The organism is Bradyrhizobium sp. Kon69, assembly GCF_055807515.1.
Map to the genome: position 1 here is coordinate 74411 of NZ_JBVVOS010000006.1, position 22257 is coordinate 96667.

Genomic DNA, 22257 nt, shown 5'->3' on the forward strand with positions numbered 1-22257 from the left:
TGTCCCCCGCTCAGGCCGCCGCACGGTTGCCGAACGCCTCGGTGTAGATCGCCAACGCATCGTCGAAGCTCAATTCCCTGGGATTGTTGACGAGAAGCCGCGTCTGCTTCATCGCGTCCTCGGCGAGCTTCTTCAGGTCGCCCCTCGCAATGCCGACATCGGCCAGCGAGGCCGGCACGTTGCAATCCCGGCAGATCGCCGCGATTGCATCGACGAACAGCCGTGCCCGCTGGCTGACACTCATTCCTTCCGACTTGGGATCGACGATCGGCGCCAGTTCGGCGTAGAGCCCTTCTGCCTCCCGCAAATTGAACCGCAGCACCTGGGTCAGCACCAAGGCGTTCGACAAGCCATGCGGCACGTGGAACAGCGCGCCGATCGGATAGGCCAGCGCGTGCACGGCGGCGACCGGGGAATTGGCGAACGCCATGCCGGCCAGCATCGAGCCCAGCAGCATTTGCGACCGCGCCTCCAGATTGGATCCGTCCGTACAGACCGTCCGGACATTCGCCGACAGCAGGGCGAGAGCCTGCCGCGCCAACTGGTCCGACATCGGATTCTTCCGGTGCTTGCTGGTATAGGCCTCGATCGCATGGACCATGGCGTCGATGCCGGTCGCCGCGGCGACATGCGCGGGCAGGCCGAGCGTCAGCTCCGGATCAAGGATCGCCCAGTCCGGAAGCAGGCGGGGCGCAACGACGCCCTTTTTCTCGGTCGTCGGCGTGGTGACGATCGCGATCGGTGTCACCTCCGAGCCCGTTCCGGCCGTTGTCGGCACCAGCAGCAGCGGAAGGCGTTCGCCCTTCGCAAGGCCGACGCCGTAGATATCTTCGAGGCGATCAGGCGTCTTGGCCAGATAGGCCACCAACTTCGCGGTATCGAGCGCGCTGCCGCCGCCGATCGAGGCAACCAGCTCGATTTCCTTGTCACGGCAAAGTGCGACCGCCCGCTCGATGATATGCGACGGCGGATCCGCCTCCACGTCCTCGAATATTGTCAGTTCGCAGCCGCCGGCAATCAGGCCAGCCTCGGCGTTTGTCGTAAGGCCGGCATTGCGTACGCCCTTATCCGTAACCAGCAGGACACGTTTTGCCGCGTATCCAGCGACCAACTCCGCCAGCTTCTTCGATGCGCCTGCCTCGAACAGAATGTTGGGCGGCGCCTGGAAGGTAAACGCTTTCATCTGACATCACTCCTGATCTGATCGGGCGTTAGTGCCGCAAGCGCCGCGGCGAGCTGTTCGGTCACGGCGTCAATCGGCTGCAAACCGTCGACGACATTGAGCAGTCCCTGCGACCGGTAGTATTCCGTGACCGGCGCGGTTTGCTCGCGATAAACGTCGAGCCGGGTCTTGAAGACCTCGGGATTATCGTCGCGGCGCCTCGGCTTGCCGCCTCGTCGGCGCGCCCCTTGATGCGCTCGAGCAGTGCATCTTCGTCGACCTCGAGCTCAAGTATCGCGTCGAGCTTGATGCCCCGGATAGCGAGTTCCCGATCGAGCGCTTCGGCCTGGGCGACCGTGCGCGGGAAGCCGTCAAGGACAAAGCCGTTTGCCGCGTCGGAATGATCGATACGGTTGGCGATCACGGACACCACAACGTCGTCGGGCACAAGTTCACCGCGATCCATGATGTGCTTGACGCGCAATCCCGCAGCCGTGCCTTCCGCGACCGCCTGGCGCAGCATGTCGCCGGTCGACAATTGCGGGATCGCAAATCGAGTGACGATCCTCGTCGCCTGCGTGCCCTTGCCTGCGCCTGGCGGCCCCAACAGAACCAGTCTCATATCGCTGCCCATATCTCGGTTTCAGCTCTTTGCCCGCGCGATCGCCTCGACGATCAGCCGGCGCGGACCGTCCGCGCTCGGACCGCGTCCAGGCAGCATCCCGTGATCAAGCGATTTGATTTCGCTCTGAGGCGACCGGCCCTACTTATTCAGGTCAACCGTCAGCGGCTGGCCCATTGCACTCGCAAGCTCGCGAAACTGCGCGTTCATTTTTTCCATCTGCTCCTTGAGATGGCTTTGATAAACTGCACCCATTTCCTGCGGGTCCTTGGCATGCAACAGCCGCTGCGCAAGCTCGAAGCCCGAAGCCACATTTTCCTCGGCGAACGCGACTGCTCGTTCGTTCATCTCCTTCGCCGCCGAATAGGTTGAGCGAACGCTGGAATCGGCCTTCTCTCTCAACTTCTGGGATTCGGTTATGTACTTCGACACAGCCTCTTTCGCCTTATCGAGCGTGGTCTGCGCCATTTCCCGCATCTTCTCGGCCTGCTCGTTGATCTGCTCACTCATTGCACTCTCCGTTGCCGGCGCTTGCGACCACGCCAATTTCAGCTCAGCTCATCAATTGACCCTGCCGACGGCTCACACGGTTGGCTCAACGACCTGTTTCAGCTTCTCGCGAAGTTCATCCACCAGCACGCGGGTATTTTCGCTGTAGTCGATCGGCACCACGACGAGGTGCACACCGCCACCCTTGAACGCGTTTTCGAGTGTCGGAATCAACGAATCCGTACTTTCGACTCGCGAGCCTTTCGCGCCGTAGCTCTCGGCATATTTGACGAAATCCGGATTGCCGAACGTCAGGCCAAAGTCGGGGAAACTGTCGACCGCCTGCTTCCAGCGGATCATGCCATAAGCAGAGTCTTCGAGGATCAGCACGACGAGATTCAATTTGAGGCGAACCGCGGTTTCCATTTCCTGCGAATTCATCATGAAGCCGCCATCGCCGCAGACCGCGAGCACGCGACGTTCCGGATGCAGCATCGCCGCCATCATGGCGGATGGCAGCCCGGCGCCCATTGTCGCCAGCGCATTGTCCAGCAGCAGCGTGTTCGCCACATAGGTGCGGTAGTTGCGGGCGAACCAAATCTTGTACATCCCGTTATCCAGCGCGACGATGCCGTCCTCAGGAATGACCTTTCGCACATCGTGCACGATGCGTTGCGGGGTCGGCGGCCAGCGATCCTCGGTATTGCGGTCGGTGATCCGCTTCAAAATGCCTTCGCGAAGCCCGAGCAACGCGCCGGCGTTGTGCAGACGACCCTCCACGCGATCCGCTAGCAGTTCCAGGCTGGGCCCTACATCGCCAACCACCTCGCATTGCGGAAAGTAAACCCGCTCCACGTTGGCCGGCGTGTAGCTGACGTGGATCACCTGGGGCCCCTTCGGCCCCATGATGAACGGCGGCTTCTCGATCGTATCGTGGCCGATCGCGATGATGAGGTCGGCACGATCAACGGCCTCGTGGACGTAGTCACGTTCGCTGAGCGCCGCCGTCCCCATATAGAGATTGCCGCCCCCGGGAACGGTCCCCTTACCCATTTGCGTCGTGAAGAACGGAATCTGCGTGCGGCGGACAAAGCCGCCGATGCCCGCCGTGCTCCGCGGCCGGGATGCCGCGGCACCGAGCATGATCAATGGCCGCTTGGCCTTGAGGATCATGTCGGCGGCGCGGTCCAGCGAGGCACGATGGGCGACCGGGATCTCGATCGGATGCTGCGCCACCATCGCGACATCCTCGGATTCTTCGCCGGCGATGTCCTCCGGCAATTCGAGCAGCACCGGACCCGGGCGTTCTTCCATGGCGATCCGGAAGGCATCGCGAACAATCGTCGGAATGCTGGTCGTGCTGACGATCTGGAGCGACAGCTTGGTCAACGGCTTGAAAGCGCTGACCACGTCAACGATCTGGAATTTGGCCTGCCGGCTGCTCATGATGCCCTTCTGGCCCGTGAGCATGATCATGGGCATAGCGCCGAGCAGCGCATAGGCGGCGCCAGTCGTCAGGTTCAATGCGCCCGGGCCCAGCGTGGTGATGCACACGCCGGGTTTGCCGGTCAGTCGTCCATAAGTCGCGGCCATGAAGGCCGCGCCCTGCTCATGGCGTGTCAGGATCAGCTTGATCGACGAGTTGCGCAGGCTTTCCACGACATCGAGGTTCTCTTCACCGGGAACGCCGAAAATCCGGTCGACGCCCTCGTTCTCGAGTGCGGCAACCAATAAATCTGAACCCTTCGGCATCTTATTCTCCTGATCTTGCGGTAACGAGGTGGCACCAATCGTGCTCAAGCGAGGACGGCTCTCCCAGTTGCCGGTTATCCCAACCGACGAATGATGCTTTGGGTGAAATCGGTGGTGGATGCTTTACCCCCAAGATCCGGAGTACGAACTCCGTCCTTCCGTAAAACCTGATCAATCGCCGTTCTGAGACGGTTCGCAAGATCAGGCTGATCAATGTGCTCCAGCATCAGCCCGACCGCCAGCAGCAAAGCGAGCGGATTGGCGATTCCCTTGCCGGCGATATCCGGCGCCGAGCCGTGCACGGCCTCGAAGATGGCCGCATCCGGTCCAATGTTGGCACCGGGAGCCATGCCGAGACCGCCGACCAACCCGGCGAGCTGATCGGACAGGATGTCGCCGAACAAATTGGTGGTGACGATGACGTCGAACTGCCAGGGATTCATGACGAGCTGCATCGCCGTGGCATCGACGATGCGATCGTCCATTTTGACCCTGCCCTCGTATTTCTTTGCAACCTCGTGACCGACCTCAAGAAAGATGCCGGTCAGCGCCTTCAGGACGTTAGCCTTGTGCACGACGGTCACCTTCTTGCGACCGTTTTTGAGCGCGTAGTCGAATGCGAATTCGATGATCTTGCGCGATCCTTCGCGGGTATTGACCCCGGTCGAAATAGCCACCGCGTGCGGATCTTCCCCGATCGGGATATAATGTTCGAAAGCGACATAGAGCCCGCCGAGATTCTCTCGCACCAGCACGATATCGATTTCGTCGAATCGTCCTCCGGGAACCATGCTGCGAACCGGCCGCAAATTGGCGTAAAGGCCGAATTCTTCGCGCAGACGAACATTGATCGACCGGAATCCTCCCCCCACCGGCGTCGTTAGCGGGCCCTTCAGGGCGAGCCGCGTGCGCCGGATGCTGTCCAGCGTCGCCTGCGGCAAGGGATCGCGGCTTTCCTCGATCGCGGCCAAGCCACCCTGTTGGATGTCCCATTCGAACGGAGAGCCGAGCGCTTCGAGAATGTCGACGGCCGATTTCACGATCTCGGGGCCGATACCATCGCCTGGAATGAGCGTAGCGGGCCGCTTCTGCAGTGATTTAGCTGTGGTCATCGCAAATCCCCATGAATGAAACGGCGTTTTCAGCCGGCGTCCTTCGAAACGTTGGCCCCCTCGTTCAATGGACCTGCTCCTGCACGGTCTCGGCGTGGCGTTGCGGATTTCGGCCCAGCGCCAGCACCATGATGCACCCCGCGCCGGACAGAGCGGCAAGCGGCAACAGCCCCAGTGAGTAGCTGCCGGTAGCGTCCTTGATCACGCCAAGAAGATAGCTCCCCAGAAATCCGCCGATGTTTCCGATCGCGTTGACCTGGGCGATCGCAGCGGCGGCAACGCCAGCCGACATCCATTCCGTGGCAAGCGCCCAGAACGGCCCCTTGACGATGTAGGTGGCCGTGACGGAGACACACAGCAACAGGACGACCGGAAGCAGCGCGCTGGTGAATGGAGCGACCGAAAGGCTGATCGCCAAAAGCAGCAGCGGAATCGCGGTGTGCCAGGTTCGCTCGCGCGTGCGATCCGAATTCCGGCCCCAGAGCACCATCAGCACCGATGCAATTCCGAACGGGATGGAATTGACCAATCCGGTTTCCATGTTGCTCAGGCCGAACGACTTGATGATCTGGGGCTGCCACAGCGAAAGAACCTGGCTCGAGCCGGACGCGCCGGCATAGATCAGCGAGGCGGCGAGAACATATTTGTTCGACACGACCTGCCAAAGCGACAAATGCGCCGCGGCCTTTTTCGGCGAAGAAGTGTCGGCGGCCAGTCGATTGGCCAGCCAGTTGCGCTGCGCATCGGTGAGCCATCGCGCATTGGCAGGCCCGTTGGGCAGCACGAAGAACGAGGCGATGCCGAGAAGTACCGCAGGTACTGCCTCCAGCACGAACATCCACTGCCAGCCGTGATAGCCGAGATATCCCTCAAGCTGCAGCAACGAGGCGGAAATCGGCGAGCCGAGGAAACTCGAGATCGGAATCGCAACCATGAAGATCGCGACGATCCGGCCGCGGTATTCGGCGGGAAACCAATAGGTCAAGTAGAGAATGACGCCCGGAAAGAACCCTGCCTCGGCAGCCCCCAGCAGCATTCGCACGAGATAAAACGAGTTTGGCCCCACCACCAGCGCCATGCATGCGGCGACGATGCCCCATGTGATCATGATCCGCGCGATCCAGAGCCGGGCTCCCACCTTCTCCATCGCCAGATTGCTCGGCACCTCGCAAAGGACATAGGTGATGTAGAACAGCCCTCCTCCGAGGCCGAACGCGGCCGACGAGAGGCCGATATCCTGGTTCATTTGCAGCGCGGCGAAACCGGCGTTGACGCGGTCGACGAACGCGATGAAGTAACAGACCATCAGGAAGGGAATGATGCGGAACGTCACCTTCCGCATCGTTTCCTTTTCAATGTGCGATGGCCGCGCAGCAGTTGAAGTCATGGCGTCCTCTCTCCTCCCGCAGATCTGAAGCCGGTCTATTTTTCCGATGCCGCGAAGGGATCGAGACCCGCTTTTTTCGGGGTCGGAGCGGCTGCAGCTGAAGCGAGGAAGGCAATGAGAGCCCGTCCGGCTTCCGGCTGACTGGCACTGGAGGTTATGCCTGCAGAAAAGATCGTGATTTTCTGGACGTCTGGCGGGAGCGGCCCGACAAGATCGGCTCCAGCGATCGGCAGAAGCTCACTGATCTGTTGAAAGCCGAGTTCGGCGTCACCGCGCGCAACAACACTCGCGACCGGCTCAGCCGGAATCATTTTGGCTTTGGCCTTCATCTCGGCGGCAATCCCGAGACGCTTGAACAGCTCGTTGCCGACATAGACGCCGCTGGCGCTATCGGAGTACGCGACCGACTTCGCGTTCAACAGTGCCTGTTTCAATGCATCAGGCGTACCGATGTCAGGCTTTGGCGTGCCGGCGCGTACCGCGATCCCGATCGGCGAGCGTACCAGGTCGACCCGGCTGGTTCCGACCGCCCTGCCCTGCTCGATCATTTCGCCAAGCGCGTCGCCGACCATGATGAGCACGTCCGCTGCCTCCCCGCGTGCCAGTCGCACGGGGATGGCATTCTCCGTCCTACCCATCGAAGGGCCATAGGCCGTGACGACCGTGTTTCCCGTCGCGCGTTCAAATTGCGGTACGAGTTCCTTATAAGGCGTCGCCAAGCCTCCCGAGATCATGACCCTGACCTCGGACGCCCCGGCTAGTCCCGCCGCGGCCGTCAAAACAATCAGCAAGCTCAGCGCAACTAGCCTGCGCACGACGATTGTCATCGGCAATTTCCTTCGATGCAATTATTCGGGGACTGTGCTTGCTCGATGACGGTCGACGTCATCGAGTACTTTGGTGGTCACGTCCCTATCACCGTCTCGGCCGAATTGGCCCCGGATAGCGCGCGTCGTTCCTGCGGCCTGTAAACGAGGTACGTCCCGGCCAGACCACAGAGTGCTGCCGCGCTCATCCAATATCCCGGCGACGCATTGTCACCAGTGGCAGCGATCAGCCAGGTGCAGATCGCTGCCGTAAACCCACCGAACGTCGTTGCCAGACTATAGGCGAGGGAGAATCCCGACGTTCGTACACCCACCGGCATGACTTCGGTCAATGCGACGATCATCGCGCCGTTGTAGCTGGCGTAGATGAAAGACAACCAAAGCAGGACCGTCAACATCTTCGGGAATGTCGGGCCGGCGGCCAACCAGGAAAGCGCGGGATATGCAGTCAGAAATGCCAAAGTCGAAAAGGCGATGAGGATCGGCCGACGACCAATCCGATCGGACAACGAGCCCATGATGGGAAGCCAGATGAAGTTCGATATTCCCACGCAAATCGTCACGATCAGGCCGTCAGCCGCGGTCAGCTTGAGGACCGATTTGCCGAACGTCGGCGTGTAGACGGTAATGAGGTAGAACGACACCGTGGTCATGATCACCATCATCATCCCGGCAAGAACAATGCTCCAGTTTGCGAGGATGGAGCGATAGATCTCGCGGGGTGTCGGATGATGCTTCCGCGCCAGGAATTCATCGGTTTCCTGCAGCGAGCGTCGAATAAAGAATACGAAAGGAACGATCAGGCAGCCGATGAAGAACGGAATGCGCCAGCCCCAATCGTCAAGCTGCGCCGGTGCAAGCCAAGCATTCAGAGCGAAACCCAGCGAGGCCGAGACGATGATCGCGACCTGTTGACTTGCCGATTGCCAGCTGGCGTAAAAACCCTTCTTTCCCGGTGTGGCCATTTCCGAGAGATAGACGGAAACACCACCAAGCTCGACGCCAGCCGAGAAGCCCTGCAGCAGGCGTCCAATCAAGACGAGAATCGGGGCCAATATGCCAATGGTTGCATAACTTGGCACGAACGCGATGAGCACCGTCCCGGCAGCCATGATGGACAATGTAACGATCAGGCCTTGGCGCCGGCCGATCCGATCCACGTAGGCGCCGAGGATGATGGCGCCGAGCGGACGCATCAGAAAGCCTGCGCCAAACGCGACAAAGGTCAGCAGCAGTGACGCGTATTCATTTTCCAGCGGGAAGAATGCTTTGGCGATGTACGACGCGTAGACGCCTGACAGAAAGAAATCGAACATCTCAAGAAAGTTGCCACTGGTGACGCGGAGCACCATGCCAAGCTTCGACTGTCCGGTGGTAGCCGTCATGCCGTCCTCCCTTTTTATCGTTTGTGATTCTTTGTCTTGTTCACCCGTCTGGCAGGTGTTGCAAACTTGATCGCGGCCGGATTGACCGATACGCGAGGCGCTATCGTTCAAGCTAGGCTGCCCCACCGTATATCAGCTGCCTGTCACCAACCTGTCGCTGATGCACCCTGCAGGAAAATCTGGTCGAAGTCGGAGTGAAGACGGTGCGCTTGGCGAGCCGGCAGATATGGGGTTTCTCTCGGATGTTATTCCGTTCGAAATCCAAATCCGTGGATTTCTATCGATCCTGCAATGCGCGGCGCCACTCTTTGAGAAAGCTCGCTCGTTTTGCTTGATCGAGATAGGTGAGCAATTCCGCACCAATATGGATCGGCTTGACCGCGTTGCTGCGATCCGCAGGTATCACACCTTCCGCACCGAGACCGAGGCGCACAGGACCGACCGACCGGGCCAGGAGAAATTTCTGGCCGCGCTCCGAAAGCAAGTAATCAAGAAACAGTTTCGCGGATTCCGGGTGCGGCGCGGTGACCGGTATGAAGGCTATGCGCGACATCAAGGTGATGTAGTCGGCAGGAAACACTATTCCGATTGAGGCATCTTCCTTGGCCCGTTCGATCGCGTAAGACCCTATCATATTGTAGGCAATCAGATGCTCGCCGGATGAAATTCGATCAAGCACCGTTCCGGTGGTCGAGTAGAGCTTGATACCGGCGCCGCCGAAGGCACGGACCAAATCCCACGTCGTCCTGGTGATTCCGGCATCGCGCGTGATGAACAGGAATCCGGTCCCGCTCTGCTCCGGGTCATAGGTTGCGATCTTGCCCCGATAGGTGTCAGGCTTTCGGCTTAGAAGGCTCTTCAGATCAGCGCGGGTTCGGGGAACGTCGGACTCCGCAACGAGGTTCTTGTTATAAACAATGACAATCGGCTCCGCCGTGATGGCATAGGCTTCATCTTTCCAGATGGCCCAATCCGGGATATGCGCAATTTCCTTCGACACATAGGGTTGAGCATAGCCGTCGTTGACGAGCTTGATCTGCAGATCCATCGCGGAGCTCCAGACAATGTCTCCGGGTGCTGCGCTGGAAGTCGAGGGATCCACGACTTGATTGTAGATATCGTTCGAGTTGATCTTTGTATGGACGATCTCGATGCCCGGATGGCCTGCCCGGAAATCGGCAAGCAGGTCGGCGACGTCCGCGTCCTGGGTCGTCGATACGATGTTGAGTTGCTCTCGAGCTCCGGCGGTAGCGGATGCTTGCCCTTTGAGAGGGCCGAGCTGCGCCTGCTCCGACATGGCAGGCCACGCCAGCAAGATTCCAACGCACAAGGCCAAGGCTTTGGCAGCCCCCATCGTGACGTTTCCTCGTCGATGAGCCGCTTTGCGGACTTTAGTTTGTTCAGGACTGCAGCCACTTCTACAGCAGCGCACAATCAGGCCCAACTTGAGCTTTCACCATCACGCTTGGCAAGAGGAAAGCTCACGGAAACCCGCAGGCCCCGGCCTTCCGGGCCAGGTGCAAGCACGATATGAGCCCCGAGACGGTCCGACAACGCTTTCACGATGGCCAGTCCAAGGCCGCTGCCCTCAGGGCCGTTCGCCATCGGAATCCGATAAAAGCGTTCGAACACACGGGCCAGATGGGCCTCCGGAATTCCCGGACCGGTATCCTCGACTTCAATCCGCGCGGTCGTGGCGTCAACAACCGCGCGAACCAGGACCAACCCGCCGGGTCGGTTGTAGCGGATGGCATTGTCGATCAGGTTTGCCAGCAATTCGCCAATCAGGACGGTATTGCCGGCGATGACCGCGGGACCGTCAAATCGATCGAACTGGACGTCGATATCGCGCGCGAAAGCCTGGGGGGCTCGCTCCGACAGGACATTGAAGGCGACCTCGTTCAGGTCGACGTTCTCCGCGGCCGGTTGCGCAATGTTCTGCTCGTCGGCCCGCGCCAGTGTCACGAGCTGCCCGAGCAGCCGTTCAAGGCGGTTGATGGCGTTATCGACCTCGTTGAGAGCAGATTGGCCCGCCGGCGTCTCCGACCCCAGGCGTCGCACCAGATCGAGATGCGTCCGCAATATCGCCAACGGCGTTCGCATCTGATGCGAGGCATCGGCGGTGAACCGGCGCACCAGTCCAATGGCCAGATCCAGCCGCTGTAGCAGGGAATTTACCGCAAGCGCCGGTGCTAAAGCTTCCTGCGGCACCCGGGAAAGGTCGAGCGGACTGAGATTCGGACCGCCCTGAATACCGCGCGCGTCGATTTCTTGCTTGAGTTCGCCAAGCGGCCTCAGGCCTCGATCGACCGCGTACCAGCCGAGGCAAGCGATGAGGCTAATCAACCCGGCCTCGAGCATCGCCAGTCCGATCAGCATTTCACGTTCGACGACGCGGCGGGCCTGCACCGTTTCGGCCACTGCGACGAGGACCAGCCCTGGCCTGCCGTAGACCTGCCGCGCCTGCGCGCCGATACGAACCGTCTTGCCGCGATACGCACCATCTCGATGGCCGGTTTCGCCAGCCTTCAATCGATCGAAGCCCGCCAATGGAAGATCCTTGTACCCGGTGATCAATTCGCCGAGGTAAGTCACGCTGTAGTAAATGCTATCGTGCGACTGGCTTTCCAGCATGCCGAGCGCAACCTGCGGCAAGTCGACGGTCAGTTCGCCATCTTCCACGCCGACACGTTCGGCGATGGCGAGAACCGACCCATCGAGCAACCGGTCATGGACTGTCTGGACAACGCGCTGGATCAGCAACATGCCGCCGATTCCAAGCACGATCGCCAATACAATGGCGGGCGCCACCAGATTGGTGAGGAGCGTTCGCCTCAACGACGGCCGCCAGGTGGCGATCACTATACCTCCAGCAGATACCCTAGCCCGCGGACGGTGCGGATCCGCGGCCCGTCGGGACCGAGTTTCTGGCGAACGCGACCAACATAGAGTTCCGCCGCGTTCGGCGCTACCGCCTCGTCGAAGCCAAATACCTCCGCGATCAGACGCTCCTTGGACACGACTTTGCCGGCGCGGGTCATCAGCACTTCCAACACGGCAAACTCGCGCCGTCGCAACTCAAGCGGCCGGCCGCTCAGCGTAATCGTGCCCGCGGCGCGGTCGTACGCGAGCGGGCCACAGATCAAGGTCGGATTGGGCAGCCCCTGCCCCCTTCTCACGAGCGCACGGACGCGGGCATCAAACTCGGCGATATCAAACGGCTTGGAGAGGTAATCGTCGGCGCCGAGATCGAGCCCGCTGACCTTGTCGCCGACCGTATAACGGGCAGTCAAAATCATGACCGGAACGGTTGACCCCGCCTGCCGTATCTTGTGCAGGACTCCGAAACCCGACACGTTCGGCAAGTTGATGTCCAGGATGATGAGGCTGTAGGGTTCCAGCAACGCGGTCTGCGCCGCCGAGGCCCCGTCAGCCTCGATATCGACGGCGAACCCGGACAGCTTGAGCCGCTCGGCAAGGCCCCGCGCCATGGCGGCATCGTCCTCGACAATCAGAATCCTCACAGAACAAGCCCTTGCGTTCGCACCACCCGTGCGAGGGAGACGTCACCGTGAGGCTAGAAGGACAGTATCGAAAGATCAAATCGGAGCTTCCTCGCGGATACTAGGTCCTGGCGCAGACAGAAATCACTCGCGCGCGGCCTGTATTGCTCCTGACCAGCGATGTCGACGCAGTCTTGGCTCCAAACACAAACACATCGAGCGCAGATTCCGCCCTGCTCCCTTTCGAGAGCCCTTTGCGCGATTCAGATCGAGGTCGCTCAAATGGCGACTTCGGACTTTCCAGGATCTCCCAGTGCACGCATCGTGCACACGTCACTCTCTAACCAATTGGAAAACCTAAACTCTCGCTCCAATCCATGCTGGTCCCTGCAGCAACCGAGGCCCAACCAGATCCAATCAGAGACGGTGTCTCCCACCAAGGACAGGCCATCGCCCCCGCGCACGAGCGGCACAGTTGAGCAGCAATGTGTTGAGCTCGATCAGATCAGGCTTGACCTGCCGCGGCTAAGAATGTCGCCGGCACCTTTAGCGCCGACGATCCTGCCGTGTTCGTACACCACCCGGCCACGGGCGATCGTCGTTACCGGCCATCCCGTGACGTCGAAGCCTTCCCATGGCGTGTAATCCGAACCATGATGCAGATCGGCCTGCCGAATAGGTTTCTTCAATTTGGGGTCCCACAGCACGATATCCGCATCGAAGCCGACGCCGATCGAGCCCTTGCGCGGATAGAGGCCGTAGATGCGCGCATGGTTGGTCGCGGTCAGCTCGACGAATTTCTGCAGGCTGATTCGCCCCTTCGACACGCCCTCGGAGAACAGGATCGGCAGCCGGGTCTCGACACCCGGAATGCCGTTCGGCACCCAGCGGAACGAGGTGCGGCCGTTCGGCGTCAGTTTGCCCTTGGGATCGTCGTAGCGGAACGGGCAGTGATCGGACGAGAAGGTCTGGAATACGCCCGTGGTGATGCCCTCCCAGATCGCCTGCTGGCTTTCCGCGTCCCGCGGTGGCGGCGAGCAGACGTATTTCGCGCCTGACATGTCCATGTTCAGGCCCTTCATGTCATCGGCCGTCAGCGTAATGTATTGCGGGCAGGTCTCGGCATGAACAGGCAATCCGCGCTGCTGGGCCCAGCGCACCTGCTCCATCGCCTCACGGCCGGAGACGTGCACGATCATGATGGGAACGCCGACCACCTCGGCATGACTGATGGCGCGATGCGTGGCTTCGCGCTCGACCGCCTGTGGCCGCGACACGCCATGGAAATATGGGGCGATATGCCCCTCTCGCTCGAGTTTTGAGGTGAGAAAACGGATGGCGTCGTAACCCTCGCAATGGACCATCACCAGCGCTTCCTCGCGGCGCGCGACCTCGAAGACCTCGAGCAGCTGCTGGTCGCTGAGCACGAGGTCATCATAGGTCATGAACACCTTGAACGAGGTGTAGCCGTCCTTGACCAGCGCCGGCAGCTCCTGCCCGAGCACGACCGCGGTCGGATCGGAGATGATGAGATGGAACGCCGCGTCGATATAGCACTCGCCTTCGGCGAGCTTGCGGTAGTTCTCGACGCAGGCCCGCAGCGACGTGCCTTTCTCCTGAAGCGCAAACGGGAGGACCATAGTGTTGCCGCCGGCGGCTGCCGAACGGGTCGCCGAGGCGAAGTCGTCGGCCATCACCACGTCGGGGCCGGAGGCCTGCGAGATGTGGACATGGCTGTCGATCCCGCCCGGCAGCGCCAGCAGCCCGGTCGCGTCGATCTCGCGGGCAGCACTCTCGATATGATCGGCAATGCTGACGATGCGGCCGTCGTGAATGCCGATATCGGCGCGGAACTCGTCGCTGGCCGTCACGATAGTTCCGCCGCGAATAGCGAGATCGAGCTGCGTCACGGGAGTTTCCATCACTTGATGACCGTCGATGTCTGGAAGATCCGGCCCCAATCGGCAAGAGCCCCGGCGTCGCCGCCGGCGAGCTCCAGGGTTCGCCACAGCGTGACCGCGACTGAATCGAGCACCGCGACATTCAATTCCCGTTCGAGCGAGGCCGCCAGCACGGCGCCGTCGAGGTTGGTGCAGAGGATGACGACAGCATCAGCGCCGTCAGCCGCCACCGCGCGGATCATGCCAGCAATGGTCGCAGGCGCGACCTCGCCGAACGAGAAATTGTCGCGCAGTCCGAGGTGCCGCTCCGTGTGCGGGGCGATGCCCTCCTCGGCCCAGACGTCGCCGATCCGCCGCTGTACGTCGTCGGTATAGGGCGATACGAGACCAACGCGCTTGGCGCCGAGCGCACGGGCGGCATCGATGCAGGCAAGCGTCGACGTTGTCGCAGGCACGCCTGTGCGCGCCGTGATTGCCTCGCAAAGGCTCCGGTCGCGGCTGATGCCGAGCCAGCTTGCGGACGTGCCGTTCCAGGCGACGGCATCAACCTTCGCGTCGGCGAGCAGGTCCGCCGCCGGCAGCATCACCGAGGCATCGAACTGGTTCAGCGCGGCGGTGTCGAGCGCGACCTCGGTGACCCGGAAGCGCGAGAAATGCGCAGTGACGCCGTCGACGCCGGCGAGCATCGCGCTGGTGACGGGCTCCAGCACCGAATTGGAGGAGGGCGTGATCATGCCGAGGCGTTTGCGCATAATTGACATCGATCGCAGTCGCTCCGTTGCGGCGAAAGCGCTCCTTCGCTTCCTCAAAAGATCATCCGCGTCCGCATCCGTCGACGCAACCCGCAATCTGCATGCTGCATACAATTTATTCGATATGCATGTGTTTTGAGCCGCATACGTCTTCCATTTGGGCACCTCACATGAAGGAAATTAGCTAGGATCGCACGTCAGCAGGAAGGTCGGCGTGCAGCAGAAATCCGAACCGGTTACGGGACGAAAGTCGCCCAAACTCAAGCGGATGGGCCTGCATGAGCGCGCGGCTGCGCGGATGCGGGCGATGATCATTCGCGGCGAGCTGCCGCCGGGATCGCAGACCCAGGAAACTAGGCTGTCGAAGGAGCTCGGCGTGTCGCGCACGCCGCTGCGCGAGGCGATGAAGGTGCTGGCTGCGGAGGGATTGATCGAGCTGCGCCCCAACCGCAGCCCGCGCATCGCGGGCCTCGCGCTCGACGGCATCTCCGAATTATTCGAGGCGCTGGCCGGCATCGAGCGGCTGGCCGCAGAGCTTGCCGCGGAGCGCGCCACCGAGCGCGATCTCGCCCGACTGCGCACGCTTCAGACCCGCATGGAAGGTCATCATCGCAACGGCAAGCTCGACGAGTACTTCGCCATCAACGGCGAGATCCACAACACCATCGTCCGCATGGCGCGCAACACGCCGTTGCGGGAAGCGCACGAGACGCTGATCTCCCGCGCCGAGCGCGCACGTTACCTCGCGCTCGGCGCCGACCGGCGCTGGAGCAATTCGGTCGACGAGCACGCCGGCATCCTTGCCGCGCTCGAGGCGCGCGATAGCGAAACCGCAGGACGCCTGCTCGGCGCCCATGTCCGGCGCACCGGCACAGCTCTGCTCGAAGTGATCGGCACCTCTCAAGCCAAGCAGACGGCGGCGTAATCATGAAGCTGCTGCTGCTCAACCCGAACACCAGCACCGCTGTCACCCAGTTGATGACGGATGTCGGGCAGCGCGCGGCTTCGCCCGGGACCGAGCTGATCCCCTGCACCGCGACCCGCGGCGTGCCCTACATCTCGACGCGCACCGAGGCGCAGATCGGCGGCACTATCGCACTGGAAATGCTGGCCGAGCAGCACCGCAAGGTCGACGCCGCGATCATCGCCGCCTTCGGCGATCCCGGCCTGTTCGCCGCGCGCGAAACCTTCGACATTCCCGTGGTCGGCATGGCGGAAGCGGCGATGCTGACCGCCTGCATGGCCGGACGCCGCTTCGCAATCGTCACCTTCGCCCAGGCGCTCGGCCCCTGGTACGAGGAATGCGTCCGCGCCCACGGGCTGTGGGATCGCTGCGCCGGTATCCGCATGCTCGATACGCCGTTCCAGGCGATCTCGGAGGTCGGCACCGAGAAGGAAGATGTGCTTGTCGGACTTGCTCAGCGTGCGATCGTCGAGAACGACGCCGATGTTTTGATTTTCGCGGGCGCGCCACTTTCGGGCCTTGCAGAGCGCGTCGCCGAACGGATCCCCGTTCCCGTCGTCGATCAGGTCGTCGCCGCAGTGAAGCAAGCGGAAGCGCTGGTGGCGCTACGCCTGCGCAAGGCAACTGCAGGCACCTACCGCCGCCCCGCCGCCAAACCCACCCTTGGCCTTGCCGATGCGCTCGCCGCTCGGCTCGAGCACCGCGACAGCTAGGGGAGCTTCGGCCAGCGATGAGAAAAACCGAATTCGTTCTCGATGGCACGGCCGAAGGCAAACAGGCGGGATTCGCATCCCGGTGGGGCAATGATCTGGATGCCGAACGGCAGCTCGCTCTCCGCTCGCGGCGCCGGCAGGGTCAGCACCGGGAAACCAACCAGCGACACGATGAAAGTGACGGCGAGATAGTCGATCGGGGTCTCCAGCACTGCGCCGTCGATCGCGGTGACATCGCTGATTTCGTTCGGCCAGGGCAAGACGGACGCCGCCGGCGCAACCAGGAAATCGGCGCGAGTGAACAGCTCGCGAAAGCTGCGGTAGATCGCGGTGCGGCGCCGTTCGGCGTTGAGATAGTCCTCAGCCGCGAGCTTTGCGCCCGCTTCGATGTTCCAGATCACGGTAGGCGTGAGTTCTGTGCGGCGCGTCCTCAGCAGCTCGCCACAACCGTTGGCAATGTGTGCGGCGCGCAGCGTCCGAAAAGCCTCGATAGCACCGCCGCAATGGGGCGACGACGGCACGAGATCGGCAACGCGCGCGAGCGCCTCGCAGGCGGTGCCGAAGCGGGCTCGAACATCGCGCGCAACCGGCGCGACGCCGAAATCGGGCGTCACTGCAATTCTGGGACGCCTTGCGACCAGCCGACCGTCGCTGACGACGCCGACCGAAATCGGATCATTCGCGTCGCCTCCTCCACAGATCGACAGCGCAAGTTCGAGATCGTCGACGCCGCGGGCCAGAAAACCGTGGGAGGCCAGCATGTCCCAGCCGAGCGGGCGCCGCGGCGACGGAATCCGGCCGGGCGTCGGCCGGATCGAAGCGACGTCGCAAAAACTTGCGGGCGTGCGCACGGAGCCGCCGAAATCGGTGCCATGGGCCAGCGGCACCATGCCGGCCGCGACCGCAACCGCGGAGCCGCCGGACGACCCGCCGGAGGTCAGCGCGGGATCGAACGGATTACGGGTCGGTCCGCACAATTTGTTGGTGCAGACCGCACCGAAGCCGAATTCCGGCGTGTTGGTCTTGCCCAGGATGATCGCGCCGGCACGCCGCAGCCGCGCGACCACGAGATCGTCTTCGGCGGGGACGTGATCACGAAACAGAACCGACCCATGGGTGGTCGTAAGCCCCGCCGTGTCCGTGAGGTCCTTGATTCCTACGGGCACGCCGTGCAGTGGGCCCATCGGCGCGGGCGCGGCATCGCAGATTTGCGCGGCACGGTGGGCGCCCTCCGCATCGACAGTCATAAATGCCGCCAATTGCACGTCTCGGTGCGCAATCCGTTCGAGATGCGCCTCGACAACCTCGCGCGACGACAGCTCGCCCTTCGCGATGGCGCGCGTGAGGGCCGTGGCGGTGAGATCGCAAATCGATGTCATCGCTCCACAATGCCAAACCTCGCAGCGAAAAGCGACCGGCGCGGGCACGAGACTTGCTTTCTTCCTCGGGACAGTGGGAGGCAACATCATGGCTGAAGCGCAAGGCGGCCGATCGCTCGTCGTCGACGCCGTTACCCACCGCTATCCGAGCGGCGCGCTCGCGGTCGAGAACATCAATCTCGACATCAAGGGTGGCGAGATCATCGCCCTGCTCGGCCCCTCCGGCTGCGGCAAGACCACCCTGCTGCGAATCATCGCCGGCTTCATCGCGCAGACGCAAGGGCGGATCATCATCGGCGACGACATCGTCGACGCGCTGCCGCCGAACCGTCGCGCGGTCGGCATTGTGTTCCAGAACTACGCACTATTCCCCCATCTCAGCATCAGCGAGAACGTCGCTTACGGGCTTGCCGCGCGCGGCGTCGACAAGACGACCCGCCAGCGCGAAGCGCAGCGCCTGCTGGATCTGGTGCAGTTGCCGACCATGTCGGAACGGTTGCCACGGCAGCTCTCCGGCGGCCAGCAGCAGCGCGTGGCGCTCGCTCGCGCACTGGCGATCAAGCCGTCGATCCTGTTGCTCGACGAGCCCTTTGCCGCGCTCGACAAGAATTTGCGGCTGGACATGCAGATCGAGGTCAAGCGGCTCCAGCGCGTCTCCGGCATCACCACGGTGATCGTGACCCACGACCAGGAAGAAGCGCTGTCGATGGCCGACCGCGTCGCGGTGCTGAGCCACGGCAAGCTCGAGCAGTTCGGATCGCCATCGGACGTCTATGACCGGCCGCAGACGCTGTTCGTGAACACCTTCGTCGGCGCCAGCAATCGCATGCCCGGCGTGGTCGTCTCGGCGGATCGGACGGCAGCAAAAGTCCGTCTCGACGCCGGCGCGGAAATCATCGCGCGTCCCGCCGGCGGCGCTCTCACCGAAGGCGGCCGCGTCACCGTCTGTATCCGACCCGAGCATCTGCAATTCGTCGGCGACGAGACCGGCTTTGCCGGCGTGGTCGGCATGTCGCTGCCGTTAGGAGCCACCGTGGTCCACGAGGTCACCACCGCCGACGGCTCCGGCGTCAAGATCTCACAGGCGCGCATCGGCGAGACGCGCACGCTCGAGAGCGGCGCCGCGGTGCGCCTCGCGCCGCTCGCCCCGTCGCTCGCCAACGCTTTTCCTGCAACGCTTTAGATCCAGTCTTTGTCCAGAGGGAGTTCGACATGATTATGAACCGCCGAAGCCTGATGACGACCGCACTCACACTCGGTGCCATGAAGGCGTTTCCCGGATTGAGCTATGCCCAGGCCCGCCCGCTGGTGTTTGCGACCTTCACCGGAAGCTGGGAGGAGGCGCACAAGGCCGTGCTGGTGCCGGCCTTCCGTAAGGCCAACGCGGACGCCGCGATGGTGCTCGACCCCATGCTCTCGGTTGACCAGATCGCCAAGGTGAACGCCGCCAAGGCCAATCCGCCGATCGACGTCATGCTGCACGATCCCGGCCCGGCGCTGGTCGCGATCGGTCAGGATCTGGTCGAGCCCTACCCCGTCGAGAAGAGCGCCTATTACAAGGACCTCATCGCCGAGGCGCAGGAGCCGATGGGCCCTGCCCCGTTCTTCCAGGTCGTCGGCCTCACCTACAATCCGGAAGCGGTCAAGACGCCGCCCACCTCCTGGGCCGATCTGTGGAAGCCCGAGTTCAAGGGCCGCGTCGGCATCACCAACCTCAACTCGACGCTCGGGACCGGCTGGCTGGTCGAGATCGCCAAGATGCGCGGCGGCTCGGAAGCCAATGTCGATCCCGGCTTCAAGGCGATCGAGGAGCTGAAGCCCAATCTCGCCGCGGTCGCCGCCAATCCCGGCGCGCTCGCCACACTGTTCCAGCAGGGCCAGATCGACATCTCGCCCGGCAATTTCAACGCCATCCAGATCCTGAAAGCGCGCGGCGTGCCGGTCGAGTTCGTGGCCCCTAAGGAAGGTGCCATCGCCTTCAAGACCACGATCCACATCGTCAAGAACTCGCCCAACCGCGAGCTCGCCTTCAAGCTGATCGAGGCGTCGTTGACGCCCGAGGTGCAGACCACGCTGATGAACCCGCCCTATCTGATCGTGCCGACCAATTCCAAGGTGGCGATGGGCGGCGAGATCGCGCGCGTGCTCGCCAAGGATACCGCCGAGCTGAAGCAGAAATTCGTGTTCCAGGACTGGAAGAAGATCAACGAGCAGCGCTCGGCCTGGATCGAGCGTTTCAACCGCGAGATCAAGATCTAAGAGCTTCAGGGACCTGACCATGGGCGCAGCACCGGCACCACGGGACGTGACCTCCTACGGGATGGGATTGGCAGTGCCGCTGGCGCTGTTCTTCCTGGTCTTCTTCGTGGCGCCGCTGCTGCAACTGCTCTGGCTGTCGCTCCACAACGACACGGCCGCGCTCCATTGGGGGCTCGGCCAATATTTGCACTTCCTCACCGACCCCTTCAGCCTCAGCGTGCTCGGCTCGACGCTGCTGCTGGGGGCGGAGGTGACTACCGTCTGCCTCGTGCTCGGCTTTCCCATCGCCTGGCTCTACCAGCGGGTCGGGCCGCGGCTTCAGACCATCATCATCCTGATCGTGCTGCTACCGCTCCTGACCAGCGTCGTGGTGCGCACCTTTGCCTGGATCGTCATTCTCGGCCGCCAAGGCATTATCAACGCGACGCTGCAATCGCTTGGCATCATCAATTCGCCCTTGAAGCTGCTCTACACCCAGTTCGGCGTGGTGCTCGCGCTGGCGCAAGTGCAAATGCCGCTGATGACGTTGCCGCTGATCACTGCGCTCAACCGGATCGACTCCAATTTCGACGATGCCTCCTGCTCGCTCGGCGCCGGAAGCTGGCGCACCTTCTTCAAGATCGTTCTGCCGCTGTCGCTGCCCGGCGTGATCGCCGGCTGCACGCTGACCTATGCCGCCGCCATCACCGCTTTCATCACCCAGTCGCTGATCGGCGGGGGACAGATGCTGTTCATGCCGATGTATCTCTATCAGCAGGCCTCCACGCTGCAGAACTGGCCGTTTGCATCCGCGATCTCGATCATCTTCCTGCTCGCCGTGCTCGCGGTCGTCTCCGTCTTCACTACGCTGGGCCGCCTGTCGCGCGGCTATGGAGGCGCCTGATGAGCGGGCGCAAGCGTACCCTGGAGGCGTTCAGCTTCGAGCTGGTCATGACCGTGGTCGCGATCGTCGCGCTGGTCATCATCATCGCGCCGTCGCTGGTGGTGCTGACCGTCTCCTTCACCAGCGGCTTTTCGCTGCGTTTCCCGCCGCCGGGCTATTCGCTGCGCTGGTACGCCGAATTGTGGAACGCCTGGCAGCTGCACTTCGCGGCCAAGAACAGCCTCATCGTGGCGGTATGGGCGACGGGACTGTCCGTGGTGCTCGGCGTTGCCGCAGCGCTCGCGATCTCGCGCTCGCCGAAGCTGTCGGCGCGGCTGCTCGATTCCCTGTTCATGTCCCCTCTGGTGCTGCCGGCGCTGGCCTTCGGTCTCGCCGCGTTGATGCTGTTCTCGCTGGTCGGACTGCCGGTGTCGCCGCTGACATTGGTGATCGGCCATACCGTGGTGTGCGTGCCCTATGTCGTGCGCAACACGATTGCGGCGCTGGCCCAGCTCGAGCCGACCCTGCTGGAAAGTTCGGCCGTGCTGGGCGCCAGCCGCATCTACACGTTCCGGCGCATCGTGCTGCCGCTGATCCGGCCGGGCATCATCGCGGGCGCCTTCATCGCCTTCATGTCGTCGTTCGACAACGTGCCGGTGTCGCTGTTCCTGCGCGATGCCGCCACCGACATGCTGCCGATCCGGATGTGGCAGGACCTCGAGGGCAAGCTCGACGTCACCATCGCCGCGCTGTCGGGCGTGCTGATCATTGCGACCGTCGCGCTGGTCGCGATCATGGAGCGCGTCACGGGGTTGTCGCGGCGGCTGACCAACTGATCAGGCGCCGCGGAACAGCGAATAGCCCCAGCGCGTGAATTTCAGCGGCAGGTGAAAATGCTCGTCAACATTCTTGATGCGAAAGCGGAACGGCGTCACCGTGAGAAACCCGTCGCGCTCGCCAAAGAACTCGCCGAGATGAAACAGGACCTCGTACTCGCCTGCCGTCACGCCCGCGCCCTGCGCAACGGGATGATCGAGCACGCCGTTGGCAGCAAGCCGTCCGTCGGCGACGCGCAGCGAGTCCGGATCGATCCGCCAGATCTCGACACGCAGACCCTGCGCCGGGCGTCCGCTCGCCACATCGACCGCGTGAATGGAAATGCCGCCTGCCACGATGTTCCTCCAACGA

Annotated in this window: 20 protein-coding genes and 1 pseudogene; 6 read left to right on the plus strand and 15 right to left on the minus strand. The window is 62.6% G+C overall.

From position 1 onward, the window contains the following. Positions 1–10 precede the first annotated feature (10 nt). The 13 genes and pseudogenes from AC0L3U_RS10215 to AC0L3U_RS10275 all read right to left on the minus strand — a co-directional run bounded on the left by AC0L3U_RS10215 (position 11) and on the right by AC0L3U_RS10275 (position 14901). Positions 11–1183 (minus strand): iron-containing alcohol dehydrogenase, encoded by a 1173-nt coding sequence (locus tag AC0L3U_RS10215; protein ID WP_473361654.1) that lies wholly within the window; start codon positions 1181–1183, stop codon positions 11–13. Next, positions 1180–1784 (minus strand): annotated as a pseudogene (locus AC0L3U_RS10220) (adenylate kinase). The gene AC0L3U_RS10215 and the pseudogene AC0L3U_RS10220 overlap by 4 nt, the downstream one beginning before the upstream one ends. Before the next feature lie 141 nt (positions 1785–1925). Then, positions 1926–2294: a phasin family protein gene (locus AC0L3U_RS10225; protein WP_473361655.1), complete on the minus strand. Its 369-nt coding sequence runs from the start codon at positions 2292–2294 to the stop codon at positions 1926–1928. Positions 2295–2366: 72 nt separating this feature from the next. Further along, positions 2367–4025 (minus strand): acetolactate synthase large subunit, encoded by a 1659-nt coding sequence (locus AC0L3U_RS10230; protein WP_027569375.1) that lies wholly within the window; start codon positions 4023–4025, stop codon positions 2367–2369. 74 nt (positions 4026–4099) lie between these two features. Next, complete coding sequence (locus AC0L3U_RS10235) at positions 4100–5296, minus strand: isocitrate/isopropylmalate dehydrogenase family protein (RefSeq protein ID WP_473361656.1); 1197 nt, start codon at positions 5294–5296, stop codon at positions 4100–4102. After that, positions 5202–6524 (minus strand): MFS transporter, encoded by a 1323-nt coding sequence (locus AC0L3U_RS10240; RefSeq protein ID WP_473361657.1) that lies wholly within the window; start codon positions 6522–6524, stop codon positions 5202–5204. Before AC0L3U_RS10240 ends, AC0L3U_RS10235 begins: the two co-directional genes overlap by 95 nt. 35 nt (positions 6525–6559) lie before the next feature. Then, positions 6560–7357, minus strand: coding sequence for a substrate-binding domain-containing protein (locus tag AC0L3U_RS10245; protein ID WP_473361658.1), 798 nt, complete (start codon positions 7355–7357; stop codon positions 6560–6562). Between the two features lie 71 nt (positions 7358–7428). After that, positions 7429–8736 carry a tricarballylate/proton symporter TcuC gene (gene tcuC / locus AC0L3U_RS10250; protein WP_473346764.1) on the minus strand — a complete coding sequence of 436 codons (1308 nt, stop codon included), beginning with the start codon at positions 8734–8736 and terminating at the stop codon, positions 7429–7431. Between the two features lie 277 nt (positions 8737–9013). Continuing rightward, positions 9014–10090: an ABC transporter substrate-binding protein gene (locus tag AC0L3U_RS10255; protein ID WP_473361659.1), complete on the minus strand. Its 1077-nt coding sequence runs from the start codon at positions 10088–10090 to the stop codon at positions 9014–9016. Between the two features lie 80 nt (positions 10091–10170). Further along, the gene (locus tag AC0L3U_RS10260; RefSeq protein ID WP_473361660.1) at positions 10171–11598 is read right to left on the minus strand and encodes a sensor histidine kinase; all 1428 of its coding nucleotides are present in this window, start codon (positions 11596–11598) and stop codon (positions 10171–10173) included. Next, positions 11598–12260 (minus strand): response regulator, encoded by a 663-nt coding sequence (locus AC0L3U_RS10265; protein WP_473287386.1) that lies wholly within the window; start codon positions 12258–12260, stop codon positions 11598–11600. The genes AC0L3U_RS10260 and AC0L3U_RS10265 overlap by 1 nt, the downstream gene beginning before the upstream one ends. Positions 12261–12739: 479 nt before the next feature. Next, the gene (hydA, locus tag AC0L3U_RS10270) at positions 12740–14161 is read right to left on the minus strand and encodes a dihydropyrimidinase (RefSeq protein ID WP_473361787.1); all 1422 of its coding nucleotides are present in this window, start codon (positions 14159–14161) and stop codon (positions 12740–12742) included. Next, positions 14161–14901 carry a maleate cis-trans isomerase family protein gene (locus AC0L3U_RS10275; RefSeq protein ID WP_473361661.1) on the minus strand — a complete coding sequence of 247 codons (741 nt, stop codon included), beginning with the start codon at positions 14899–14901 and terminating at the stop codon, positions 14161–14163. Before AC0L3U_RS10275 ends, hydA begins: the two co-directional genes overlap by 1 nt. A 205-nt stretch (positions 14902–15106) precedes the next feature. On the opposite strand from AC0L3U_RS10275, the gene AC0L3U_RS10280 reads away from it, so the two are divergent. Both AC0L3U_RS10280 and AC0L3U_RS10285 read left to right on the plus strand, forming a co-directional pair. Beyond that, on the plus strand, positions 15107–15817 hold the full coding sequence (locus tag AC0L3U_RS10280; protein WP_473361662.1) for a GntR family transcriptional regulator: 711 nt from the start codon (positions 15107–15109) through the stop codon (positions 15815–15817). A 2-nt stretch (positions 15818–15819) separates the two neighbouring features. Beyond that, complete coding sequence (locus AC0L3U_RS10285) at positions 15820–16569, plus strand: aspartate/glutamate racemase family protein (protein WP_473361663.1); 750 nt, start codon at positions 15820–15822, stop codon at positions 16567–16569. Here the strand turns inward: AC0L3U_RS10285 and AC0L3U_RS10290 are convergent. After that, positions 16566–17948, minus strand: coding sequence for an amidase (locus AC0L3U_RS10290; RefSeq protein ID WP_473361664.1), 1383 nt, complete (start codon positions 17946–17948; stop codon positions 16566–16568). The two genes, AC0L3U_RS10285 and AC0L3U_RS10290, sit on opposite strands and share 4 nt — an antisense overlap. A gap of 88 nt (positions 17949–18036) precedes the next feature. On the opposite strand from AC0L3U_RS10290, the gene AC0L3U_RS10295 reads away from it, so the two are divergent. From AC0L3U_RS10295 to AC0L3U_RS10310, 4 genes are read left to right on the plus strand one after another with little or no spacing between them, the layout of a single operon-like run. Further along, complete coding sequence (locus tag AC0L3U_RS10295; protein ID WP_473361665.1) at positions 18037–19131, plus strand: ABC transporter ATP-binding protein; 1095 nt, start codon at positions 18037–18039, stop codon at positions 19129–19131. Positions 19132–19160: 29 nt separating this feature from the next. Next, the gene (locus tag AC0L3U_RS10300) at positions 19161–20207 is read left to right on the plus strand and encodes an ABC transporter substrate-binding protein (RefSeq protein WP_007608710.1); all 1047 of its coding nucleotides are present in this window, start codon (positions 19161–19163) and stop codon (positions 20205–20207) included. A gap of 19 nt (positions 20208–20226) precedes the next feature. Then, positions 20227–21090: an ABC transporter permease gene (locus tag AC0L3U_RS10305; protein ID WP_473361666.1), complete on the plus strand. Its 864-nt coding sequence runs from the start codon at positions 20227–20229 to the stop codon at positions 21088–21090. After that, positions 21090–21905 (plus strand): ABC transporter permease, encoded by an 816-nt coding sequence (locus tag AC0L3U_RS10310; RefSeq protein WP_456764918.1) that lies wholly within the window; start codon positions 21090–21092, stop codon positions 21903–21905. The genes AC0L3U_RS10305 and AC0L3U_RS10310 overlap by 1 nt, the downstream gene beginning before the upstream one ends. On the opposite strand, the gene AC0L3U_RS10315 is transcribed toward AC0L3U_RS10310, so the two are convergent. Next, positions 21906–22241, minus strand: a complete 336-nt coding sequence (locus tag AC0L3U_RS10315; RefSeq protein ID WP_473361667.1) for a hydroxyisourate hydrolase — start codon at positions 22239–22241, stop codon at positions 21906–21908. Positions 22242–22257 lie beyond the last annotated feature (16 nt).

Bases quoted from the DNA above. Each gene is read 5' to 3' on its own strand.
- AC0L3U_RS10225 (WP_473361655.1), bottom strand. From the start codon at position 2,294: ATGAGTGAGCAGATCAACGAGCAGGCCGAGAAGATGCGGGAAATGGCG.
- AC0L3U_RS10290 (WP_473361664.1), bottom strand. From the start codon at position 17,948: ATGACATCGATTTGCGATCTCACCGCCACGGCCCTCACGCGCGCCATC.
- AC0L3U_RS10230 (WP_027569375.1), bottom strand. From the start codon at position 4,025: ATGCCGAAGGGTTCAGATTTATTGGTTGCCGCACTCGAGAACGAGGGC.
- AC0L3U_RS10240 (WP_473361657.1), bottom strand. From the start codon at position 6,524: ATGACTTCAACTGCTGCGCGGCCATCGCACATTGAAAAGGAAACGATG.
- AC0L3U_RS10275 (WP_473361661.1), bottom strand. From the start codon at position 14,901: ATGTCAATTATGCGCAAACGCCTCGGCATGATCACGCCCTCCTCCAAT.
- AC0L3U_RS10255 (WP_473361659.1), bottom strand. From the start codon at position 10,090: ATGGGGGCTGCCAAAGCCTTGGCCTTGTGCGTTGGAATCTTGCTGGCG.
- AC0L3U_RS10300 (WP_007608710.1), top strand. From the start codon at position 19,161: ATGATTATGAACCGCCGAAGCCTGATGACGACCGCACTCACACTCGGT.
- AC0L3U_RS10215 (WP_473361654.1), bottom strand. From the start codon at position 1,183: ATGAAAGCGTTTACCTTCCAGGCGCCGCCCAACATTCTGTTCGAGGCA.
- AC0L3U_RS10285 (WP_473361663.1), top strand. From the start codon at position 15,820: ATGAAGCTGCTGCTGCTCAACCCGAACACCAGCACCGCTGTCACCCAG.
- AC0L3U_RS10295 (WP_473361665.1), top strand. From the start codon at position 18,037: ATGGCTGAAGCGCAAGGCGGCCGATCGCTCGTCGTCGACGCCGTTACC.
- hydA (WP_473361787.1), bottom strand. From the start codon at position 14,161: ATGGAAACTCCCGTGACGCAGCTCGATCTCGCTATTCGCGGCGGAACT.
- AC0L3U_RS10310 (WP_456764918.1), top strand. From the start codon at position 21,090: ATGAGCGGGCGCAAGCGTACCCTGGAGGCGTTCAGCTTCGAGCTGGTC.
- AC0L3U_RS10305 (WP_473361666.1), top strand. From the start codon at position 20,227: ATGGGCGCAGCACCGGCACCACGGGACGTGACCTCCTACGGGATGGGA.
- tcuC (WP_473346764.1), bottom strand. From the start codon at position 8,736: ATGACGGCTACCACCGGACAGTCGAAGCTTGGCATGGTGCTCCGCGTC.